This is a genomic window from Stappia sp. BW2 (genome assembly GCF_008107695.1).
GTDB lineage: Bacteria > Pseudomonadota > Alphaproteobacteria > Rhizobiales > Stappiaceae > Roseibium.
This window is the reverse complement of the sequence record NZ_VIRG01000022.1, coordinates 1-428: the sequence shown is the minus strand read 5'-3', so window position 1 is coordinate 428 and position 428 is coordinate 1. Positions and strand designations below refer to the sequence as shown.

Annotated in this window: 1 protein-coding gene; it reads left to right on the top strand. The window is 45.8% G+C overall.

Annotation, left to right across the window (positions count from 1 at the left end; all coding sequences use genetic code 11):
• Positions 1–43 precede the first annotated feature (43 nt).
• The coding region (locus FMN63_RS00100; RefSeq protein ID WP_205513749.1) for a fimbrial protein at positions 44–428 on the top strand (385 nt) is incomplete at its 3' end.

Below are 428 nucleotides of genomic sequence, written 5' to 3'. Positions count from 1 at the left end.
AGTGTGTTCTATCGTTCCGGACGATCACAAACTGGAAGTTGATATGGGTGATATCGGTGCCGAAAAACTGAAAAATAACGGCACCACCACGCCGAAAAATTTCCAGATTCGCCTGCAAGATTGCGTATTTGATACTCAGGAAACAATGACCACTACCTTTACTGGTACCGTTTCTTCTGCAAATAGCGGCAATTATTACACCATTTTCAATACCGATACCGGTGCGGCATTTAACAATGTTAGCCTGGCGATCGGTGACTCTCTGGGTACCTCTTACAAAAGCGGCATGGGTATTGACCAGAAAATCGTGAAAGATACTGCCACTAATAAAGGCAAAGCGAAGCAGACTCTGAACTTTAAAGCCTGGCTGGTCGGCGCAGCTGATGCGCCAGATCTGGGTAATTTCGAAGCAAATACCACCTTCCAGA